Raw genomic sequence first — 9,676 nt, forward strand, 5'->3', positions numbered from 1 at the left:
ACCACCGAAATCAACAATCCTGTACACTACCGTCAAGCCCAGTTGTAGTTAAATTCAAGGGCGGGACCGGCGAGGCCGCGAAGACGCGGACGTCCCACGCGCCGAGCCGCACGGTGCTGCCGGCCGGGACCGCGCTGCCGTCCAGTGCGTCCGTCAGGTCCACCGGGGCCTGGGCGGTGGCCGGTTGCCAGTTCCAGTTGTGGACGACGTGGACGCGCCGCCCGTCCTCGGCCGTGCCGGTCGCGACGGTCGTGGAGTCCGGCAGGTCCTGCCAGCCGCTGCACGGCGCGGGCGTCAGCCATGCGGCGAGCGCGCGGGCCGTCCCGCGGCCGGGCACGGTCCCGACACAGGTGACGCGGCCCGCACCGTGACGGCGCGTGGTGACGGCGGGCCACCGCCCGAAGTGCGGGTGCTCGTACGTGGCCAGGACGTCGGCGTCGTCCACGGCGAGCCCCTCCACCCAACGGGTGGCCACCGCGTCGTCCGGCAGCCGGAGCGGGCTGCCTTGCGCGCTGCGCAGCGGCAGGTCGGCGTGCAGGTTGCCGAACTCGTCGTGGCGCACGCCCGCGGCCTCCACCAGGCGGGCAGGCGTCACCCCGTGACGTGCCCGCGCCTCCTGGTCGCCGTAGCCGGTACGCGGCCCGAGCACGAGGTGGCCACCGGCCTCGGCGTACGCGGCGAGCCTGTCGAGCATGCCGTCGTCCGCCACGTACAGTCCTGGTGCGATGAGTACGGGATGTCGTTCTGCCATCAACTCCGGTTCCATTGACGGTCGTTCGCCGCTCGGGTCGTGCAACTGGCGGGCGTGCAGGATCCGTACCTGCCGCCCCGCCTCGAATGCGCCCCGGTAGAACGGGTCGAAGATTCCCTCGTACGCCCCCGCGTCAGGACCGCCGTCGGGACCGGCCAGCGGGGGGTGCTTCTGCATCAGCCACCTGCTGTGCGCCGAGTGGACCATCGCGATGTCGGCGTCCGGCGTGATCCCGGCGACGAGGCCACCCGCCCGCTCGAACTCGGCTCCCAGCCGGGCGATTTCGGCGTAGGCGCGACCCGGCCGTCCACTGTGCGGCAGGACTCCGCCCCAGTACGTCTCGGTGCCGAAGTGCAGCGTGTGCCAGTGCCAGTACTCGATCATGCGGGCACCGCGCGCGACCAGTGCCCACGCGGCCTGCCGCCACTGGCCGTCGAAGGCCGGCCGGTTGTCCGAACTGCCTCCGATGGCCTGGGCGTTGGTCTCCGTGATCAGGAACGGTTCCTGACGCGAGGAGTAGATCCGGTCGGCGCTCCGGTGCAGCGCCCACGCCCCGTAAGCCATCCACTGCTGCGGCAGCTTCTCGCGCGGCGGCTCGGGCAGGGTGAGGCTGTCCTGCATGTCGTAGTACGGGTTGCCCGCCGTGACGTCCAGTGCGTCCGTCAGCTCGTCGTCCTCCAGACCGGGGGAGCCGTAGGCCAGGCACGTCGTGACGAACTGCTCCGGCCTCGCGTACTCCCGTACGATCCCGGCCTGCCAGGTGATGAACTCCGTCACCTGCCGCGCCTCGAACGCCCGCCAGGCCAGGTCGTACTGGGGCTGGGCGTTGCCCTCGGGCTTCCACAGGTCCGCCCAGGTGCTCAGCCGGTGCGACCAGTACGTCAGCCCCCACTCGCGGTTGAGGGCCTCCACGTCGCCGTAGCGCTGCCGCAGATCGTCCACGAACCGCTGGAAGACGCCGTGGTTGTGCGCGATCCGCGTGCCGGGCTCGTTGTCCACCTGGAAGCCGATGACGGCGGGGTGCGAGGCGTACCGGGCGGCGATCGCGCGGATCACGCGCTCGGCGTGGAAGCGGAACGCGGGGTGGGTGTGGTCCACCTCCTGCCGCCCGCCCCACGCGGCGGGCCTTCCGGCCGCGTCCTCGGCGGCGATCTCCGGGTACTGCCGGGCCAGCCAGGGCGGCACCGCGTAGGTGGGGGTGCCGAGGATGACGGATATCCCGCGTGCGTGCGCCTCGTCGAGGACGGGTCGCAGCCAGTCGAGCGCGAAGCGCCCGCTCGAAGGCTCCCAGGTGGACCAGACCGACTCGCCGACCCGGATGACGGTGAACTTGGCCTCCGCCATCAGATCGAGGTCGGCCTTCAGACGCTCGTAGGGCTGGTACTCGTGGTAGTAGGCGGCGCCGAACAGGACGCGTGGGGGCAGGGACGTCATGGGGAGACCTCATGGATTCGTGGATTCATGAACGCGTGGATGCGTCGCCCTGCGACGTCGGACGGCCGGGAGCCGGGCCGGTCAACGGGGCGACGGGAGCGGTGCGTCGGGCACCGGTGGTTCCGACAGCTCGACGGGCCGCCGGACCTGGACCGCACGCGCCTTTGGAGACCTTGAGCTGGAGTTCGACCTCACCCCGGTGGGCCGACTCGACACCGGCCCGGGGGCCCACGGCCACAACCGCCCACCCGGGCGGGACCGGCTCCCCCCGCCCGCAGCAGCGGGCCCGCCGTCAGCCGCTCACCATTCCTCGACCCGCGGCACCGCGCCCCCGTCGGACGCCGTGACCGTCACGCCCCCGCTCCCCGCGTCCCGGCTCACCCGGTACGTCGCGACCGTACGGCCCTCACGGTCGGGCAGCGCGACACTCACGTCGTGCGCGCCGGGCGCGACCAGCAGGGTGAGGCCGTCGGCCCAGTCGCCGTCGGGGCGCTGTTCGTCGGCGCCGAGCGGGAGCACCGCGCCCGGCCGGACGTACAGCGGCAGGCTGTCGAAGCCGTGCTTCTCCCGCCGCCAGCCCGGACCCTGCACCCGCTCACCGGTCAGCAGATGCGTCCAGGTTCCCTCGGGGAGGTAGAACTCGACGTCGCCGTCCTCGGTGAACACAGGGGCCACGAGCAGGTCCGGGCCGAGCATGTACTGCCGGTCGAGCGTGCGGGAGGACGGGTCGTCGGGGAACTCCAGGAGCATGGGCCGCATCAGTGGCACGCCGTCGCGCTGTGCCTCGGCCGCCGCCCCGTACAGGTACGGCATCAGGCGGTGCTTGAGCCGGGTGAACCTACCGGCCACGTCGACCGCTTCGTCACCGAACTCCCACGGCACCCGGTACGAACTGGAACCGTGCAGGCGGCTGTGCGAGGACAGCAGGCCGAAGGCCAGCCAGCGCTTGAAGACGGCCGCGTCGGGCGTGCCCTCGAAGCCGCCGATGTCGTGCGACCAGAAGCCGAAGCCGGACAGCGACAGGGAGAGCCCGCCGCGCAGCGACTCCGCCATCGCGCCGAACGACGCCCAGCAGTCGCCGCCCCAGTGCACCGGGAACTGCTGGCCGCCCGCCGTGGCCGAGCGCGCGAACAGCACCGCCTCGCCGACGCCGCGCTCCTTCTGCAGCAGCTCGAAGACGGTCTGGTTGTACAGGTGCGTGTAGTAGTTGTGCATGCGCTCAGGGTCGGAGCCGTCGTGCCAGCGGACCTCGGTGGGGATGCGCTCGCCGAAGTCCGTCTTGAAGCAGTCGACGCCCTGGTTGAGGAGGACCTTCAGCTTCCCCTGGAACCAGGCGCAGGCCTCCGGGTTCGTGAAGTCGACCAGGCCCATGCCGGCCTGCCACAGGTCCCACTGCCAGATGTCGCCGTTCGGCCGCCGCACCAGATACCCGTGCTGCGCGGCCTCCTCGAAGAGGGCGGACTTCTGGGCGATGTACGGATTGATCCAGACGGAGATCCGCAGACCCCGCTGCTTGAGACGGGCCAGCATGCCCTCCGGATCCGGGAAGACGTCCGGGTCCCAGGCGAAGTCCGACCACTGGTACTCGCGCATCCAGAAGCAGTCGAAGTGGAAGACGGAGAGCGGGATGTCGCGCTCGGCCATGCCGTCGACGAAGGAGGTGACGGTCTCCTCGTCGTACTGCGTGGTGAACGACGTGGTCAGCCACAGGCCGAAGGACCAGGCCGGCGGCAGCGCGGGGCGGCCGGTGAGCGCGGTGTAGCGGCGCAGTACGTCCTTGGGGGTGGGGCCCGCGACGACGTAGTACGTGAGGGTCTGGTCCTCGACGCTGAACTGCATCTGGCCGACCGACTCGGAGCCGATCTCGTAGCCGACCTTGCCGGGGTGGTCGACGAACACCCCGTACGCGCCGGTGGGGGAGAGGTGGAGGCTGAACGGGACGTTCTTGTAGGACTGTTCGCTGCTGGTGCCGCCGTCCGCCTGCCACATGTCGACGGTCTGACCGTTCTTGACGAACGGGGTGAAGCGTTCGCCGAGGCCGTAGACCTGCTCGCCGATGCCGAGGGCGAGCTGTCCGGCCAGGTGGTGGGTTCCGTCGGCGGTGGTGAAGAAGGCAGTGCCCTTGCGGCCCGCCTGCGTCACCTCGCGTCCGTGCGCGTCGCGGAAGGAGAGCGTCCAGGGTGCGGCGGTGTCCAGGCGGACGGACAGGGCGCCGCTGGTCAGTTCGACAACGTTGCCTTTGCGGCGCACCTGTCCTGCGGAGGTGTGTGCGCCGGGCAGTGCGAAGTCGGGGCCGGGGCGCCGCTTGCCCGCGTGGTGCGTGACGCGGACGCCGATGACGCCCTCGGCGGGGGAGAAGCAATCGGTCGTCAGCAGGGGCGAGTTGAGGGTGTCGCCGCGGCGCTCGACGCGCTGGGCGGCGGCGTACGCGGTGAACCGGTCGGTGCACGCGTGAACGTCTTGGACCTCGGTGGCATACGAGGCCTGGACCCCGTCGCGCATCAGCCAGAAGCCGTCGGTGAACTTCATGATCTTCCCAGGGGAGCAGAGGTGGTTCAGGTCAGCAGGGCGGGTGACGGTGGCGCCGTTCGTGCGTAAGGAAAACACAAGAACATGGGTTCGGGGTAGAGATTAGTTGAAGCGCTTCGACTCTTTGCTGTCAGGGAGTCATGGCGATTTTTGGGACGGGATAACGCCCAGGGGTCTAGCGCTTCGACGAGGCATGGCGTATTAGTCGTGGCAGAAAACAAATCGCTGCGGGGCGCCGGGCCGGCGCATGACCGCGCGTACGCACCGCCGTGGCAAGCAGCCGCGGGGCCACCCTGAACGCCCCCACAGGACACAGGCGTTCCACCGGGACCGGCCACCTCTCCCAGGCAAGGGCAACCACCGTGACAGCAGCTCCACCTCCGGACGTGACTTCCGAAGCGACGCCGGTCATCGCGCCGGGCGCGGCGCGCGTCAGGCGTCGACGTACCGGCCGACGGGGCATGTTCCCGCCCGCCGCCGTCGGCGTACTCGTCGCGGCCGTCGCCCTCACGGGCTGCGCCCAGCAACGCGACGACGGCGTCTTCACCGTCCTCAACTCCTCGACCGACGCCTCCTACCACGGCTGGGACGCCGCCACGCTCGCGCGCTGCGGCAAGCAGCTCGGTCTCACCATCGAGCAGCAGAGCGTCCCCGCCGCGCAGGTGATGACCAAGTCGCTGCGCATGGCGTCGTCGAAGTCGCTCCCGGACGTCATCCAGTTCGACGCCTCCGAAATGCCGACGTTCGCCGAGGCGGGCGGCCTCATCGACCTGCGCACCCTCGGCCTGTCCACCCACGACGTTCCGCGGGGCATCGTCGACTTCGGCTCGTACCGAGGTACGTACTACGGAGCCGCGCGCACGGTGAACACCCTCGCCCTCTTCTACAACAAGGACCTCCTCGACCGGGCCGGCCTCGAAGTCCCCACCACCTGGGCCGAGATGAAGGAGGCCGCGAAGAAGCTCACCCGGGGCAAGCGGTACGGCATCGCCCTGAGCGCGGGCGGCGCCGAGGACGGCGTCTTCCAGTTCACCCCGTTCATGTGGTCCAACGGCGGTGACGAGCGCGACCTCGCCACCAGGAACGTCGCCGAGGCGCTCGACTACTGGAAGGGCCTCATCGCGGACGGCTCGCTGTCCAGGTCGACCGTCAACTGGACGCAGGCCGACGTCAACGACCAGTTCATGGCAGGCAACGCAGCGATGATGATCAACGGTCCGTGGCAGGTGGAGACCCTGAACACCAAGAAGGACCTGCACTGGAAGATCGCACGGATACCGGTCCCCAAGGCGGGGGACGAGTCCGTCGGCCCCCTCGGCGGCGCCGTACTCACCGTCCCCCGCACCGGTGGGACGGCCCGCGAGCGGACCGCCGCGAGGATCGTCCGGTGCATGTCCTCCGAGCAGGAGCAGATCGCCTACGCGCGCAACAGCTGGATGGTCCCGGCGAACGGGAAGGCCGCCGCGCTCTGGCGCAAGGAGGTACCCGAACTGGACGCGCTCGCCGACCAGGTGGCCACCGCCCGCTCGCGCACCACGAAGGTCGGCGCCCGCTGGCCGTCCGTGTCACTGGCCCTGCAGAGCGCCTTCCAGTCCGCGCTCACCGGACAGAGCAGTGAGGCCGCGCTGAAGAAGGCGCAACCCCGCGCGTCGAGCGGGAAGTGAGGGGACCCACGACCATGGCGACCACCACGACCACCGTCCCCGCAACCCCGCGGGCCGCGCACAGCCGGCAGCCCGACCCGCTGCGCGTCCGGCGCCGCCGCAGGCTCTCGCAGTGGGGATTCATCGCCCCCGCCGTCGTGTTCATGCTGCTGTTCTTCGGCTACCCGCTCGTCCGCAACGTCGTGATGAGCTTCCAGGACTTCTCGCCGTCCACGTTCTTCGACGGCAGCTCCCCCTTCAACGGCACCGACAACTGGAGCAAGGTCTTCCACGACGACCTCTTCGGCAAGGCGCTGTGGCACACCGTCGTCTTCACGGTCGGCTCCCTGGCCGGCCAGTTCGGCATCGGCCTCGCGCTCGCCGTCTTCTTCACCAAGAGGTTCCCGCTCAACGGGTTCCTGCGCTCGCTGATCCTGCTGCCCTGGCTCGTCCCGATGGTCGTCTCCGGCGTCGTGTGGCGCCGCATCCTCGACCAGGACACCGGCGTCCTGAACTCCTTCGCCGACACCCTCGGCCTCGGCGCGAACACCCCGTGGCTGACCAGCCCCGGCATGGCCCTGTTCTCCGTGATCCTGGTGAACATCTGGATCGGCATCCCGTTCAACATGGTGATCCTCTACGGCGGACTCCAGGAAGTCCCCCAAGAGCTGTACGAGGCCGCGGCCCTGGACGGCGCCTCCGCCTGGCGCACCTTCCGCTCCCTCACGCTGCCGCTGCTCAGACCGGTCATCACGGTCGTCCTCGTGCTGGGCTTCATGTCGACGGTCAAGATCCTCGACCTGATCCTGGCCCTCACCGACGGCGGCCCGGCCGACTCCACACAGACGCTCGGCACGCTCACGTACCAGAACTCCTTCGTACAGCTGGACTTCGGTGCGGGCGCCGTCGTCGGCAACGTCCTGATCCTGATCTCCGCCGTCTTCGCGGTGTTCTACCTGCGGGCCAACCGCTCCGAGGGGAAGTGACCGGCATGGCGACCACCCACCCGCCGTCCGTACGGAGCCATCGGCCTTCCGTACGGAGACACCCGTCCGCCGTGCGCGGGCCCCGGCGCCGCTGGGGTGCGACCTTCGCGGGCGCGGCCCTCCTGTGCGTGATGCTGTTCCCGCTGTACTGGATGGTCAACACGGCGCTGCAGCCCGAGTCGGGACTGCTCGAAGTCGCGCCCGTACCCCACTCGTTGGACCTGTCCGGCTTCGCCTCCGCCCTCACCGAGCAGGGCGGCCACCTGCTGACCTCCCTCGCCGTCGCGCTCGGCGCCGTCGTCATCTGTCTGGCGGTCGCCGCACCCGCCGCGTACGGGCTCGCCCGGTTCCGGCTGCCCGGCGCCAGGAGCATCGTCTTCTCCACCCTCCTCACGCAGATGGTGCCGGGCATCGTCATCGCCAACGCCCTCTACAGCGCCTACGTCGAACTCGGCCTGGTCAACTCCTACTTCGGGCTGATGCTCGCCGACGCCGCGCTCGGCATTCCCTTCGCCATCGCCTTGATGCGCTCCTTCATGCTGTCCGTCCCCCAGGAGGTCGTGGAGGCGGCCGAGGTCGACGGTGCGGGCAGGCTGCGCACGTTCGTGCAGGTCGTGCTGCCGATGAGCCGCAACTCCGTGATCACCGCGGGGCTGTTCTCCTTCCTGTACGCGTGGAGCGACTTCATGTTCGCGCTCACCCTCAACACCACGGACGACGTCAAGCCCGTCACGCTCGGCATCTACCAGTACATCGGCGCCCACGTCGGCGACTGGGGCTCGGTCATGGCCGCCGCCGTCCTGTCGGCGGTCCCGGCGGCCGTGCTCCTCGTCCTCGCCCAGAAGTACATCGCCGCCGGCATCACCGGCGGATCCGTCAAGTAAGGCTTCCCATGCGCGACGTGCCCCCCTCTTCCTCGTTCCCCGCGTTCCCCTCCGGCTTCGTGTTCGGCGCGGCCACCGCCTCGTACCAGATCGAGGGCGCCGCCCACGAGGACGGCCGCGGCCTCTCCATCTGGGACACCTACAGCCACACCCCCGGCCGCACCCACGGCGGCGACACCGGTGACGTGGCCTGCGACCACTACCACCGCTACCCCGAGGACGTGGCGCTCCTGCGCGACCTCGGCGTCCACTCGTACCGCTTCTCGATCGCCTGGCCGCGCATCCAGCCGACCGGGCAGGGCCCCGCGAACCCCAAGGGCCTCGACTTCTACTCCCGCCTGGTGGACGAACTCCTCGCGGCGGGCATCGAACCGGCCGCCACCCTCTACCACTGGGACCTGCCGCAGGCCCTGGAGACTCCGTCCCACAACGGCTCCGCCGCGGGGGGCGGCTGGCGGGTACGGGAGACCGCCGAGCGGTTCGCCGAATACACGGCGCTCGTCGCCGACCACCTCGCCGACCGCGTCCCGCGCTGGATCACCCTCAACGAGCCCTGGTGCAGCGCCTTCCTCGGCTACTCGGTGGGCCGTCACGCACCCGGCGCGCAGGAGGGCACCGGCGCGCTCGCCGCGGCGCACCACCTGCTCGTCGGCCACGGCCTGGCCATGCAGGCGCTGCGGGCGGCCGGCGTGCGCGAGGCGGGCATCACCCTCAACCTCGACCGGAACCTCCCCGCCACCGGCTCGGCAGCCGACCGCGCCGCCGCCGACCGTGCCGACACCCAGCACAACCTCGTGTGGACCGAACCGCTCCTCGCGGGCCGCTACCCGGCCACGGAGACGGACACCTGGGGCGAACTGATCACCCGTCAGGACTTCCGGCGTGACGGCGACCTCGGACTCATCGCCCGGCCCATGGACTTCCTCGGCGTCAACTACTACCGGCCGACCGTCGTCGCCGACGCCCCGCACCGCGAGAGCGACCCCGCACTGCGCGTCGCCACCGACAACCGGTTCGCGGAGCGGCCGTACCCGGACGTGCGCCACACCGCGATGGGCTGGCCGGTCGTCCCCGGAACCTTCACGGACCTGCTGACCTCGCTCAAGAAGACCTACGGCGACGCGCTGCCGCCGGTCCACATCACGGAGAACGGCTCGGCGGAGCCCGACGAGGTCACCGCGGCCGGCGCCGTGCACGACACCGACCGCGTCACCTACCTGCACGACCACCTCACGGCACTGCGCGCCGCCATGGACGCGGGCGTCGACGTGCGCGGCTACTACGTCTGGTCGCTCCTGGACAACTTCGAATGGGCCCTCGGCTACGCCAAGCGGTTCGGCATCGTCCACGTCGACTACGCCACGCAGCGGCGCACCCCGAAGGACAGCTACCACTGGTACGGAAAGCTGATCGCTTCCCACCAGGGGTGAGGTACGTGACGTGCCCGGC

At 70.5% G+C, this 9,676-nt stretch carries 6 protein-coding genes; 4 read left to right on the plus strand and 2 right to left on the minus strand.

The features are described 5' to 3' along the window. Positions 1–10: 10 nt before the first annotated feature. Positions 11–2,185 carry a beta-galactosidase gene (locus ACWGIG_RS32920; RefSeq protein ID WP_453325354.1) on the minus strand — a complete coding sequence of 725 codons (2,175 nt, stop codon included), beginning with the start codon at positions 2,183–2,185 and terminating at the stop codon, positions 11–13. Between the two features lie 300 nt (positions 2,186–2,485). Continuing rightward, a complete protein-coding gene (gene yicI / locus ACWGIG_RS32925) occupies positions 2,486–4,714 on the minus strand; it encodes an alpha-xylosidase (protein ID WP_453325355.1) in 2,229 nt (742 codons plus the stop codon). 461 nt (positions 4,715–5,175) lie between these two features. On the opposite strand from yicI, the gene ACWGIG_RS32930 reads away from it, so the two are divergent. From ACWGIG_RS32930 to ACWGIG_RS32945, 4 genes are read left to right on the plus strand one after another with little or no spacing between them, the layout of a single operon-like run. After that, positions 5,176–6,378 carry an ABC transporter substrate-binding protein gene (locus tag ACWGIG_RS32930; RefSeq protein ID WP_453325359.1) on the plus strand — a complete coding sequence of 401 codons (1,203 nt, stop codon included), beginning with the start codon at positions 5,176–5,178 and terminating at the stop codon, positions 6,376–6,378. 14 nt (positions 6,379–6,392) lie between these two features. Next, on the plus strand, positions 6,393–7,343 hold the full coding sequence (locus ACWGIG_RS32935) for a carbohydrate ABC transporter permease (RefSeq protein WP_453325356.1): 951 nt from the start codon (positions 6,393–6,395) through the stop codon (positions 7,341–7,343). Further along, on the plus strand, positions 7,340–8,227 hold the full coding sequence (locus tag ACWGIG_RS32940; RefSeq protein ID WP_453325357.1) for a carbohydrate ABC transporter permease: 888 nt from the start codon (positions 7,340–7,342) through the stop codon (positions 8,225–8,227). The genes ACWGIG_RS32935 and ACWGIG_RS32940 overlap by 4 nt, the downstream gene beginning before the upstream one ends. Positions 8,228–8,235: 8 nt before the next feature. Continuing rightward, a complete protein-coding gene (locus ACWGIG_RS32945; protein ID WP_453325358.1) occupies positions 8,236–9,657 on the plus strand; it encodes a GH1 family beta-glucosidase in 1,422 nt (473 codons plus the stop codon). The last annotated feature ends 19 nt before the right edge of the window (positions 9,658–9,676 follow it).

It is taken from the genome of Streptomyces sp. NPDC054863 (assembly GCF_053610825.1).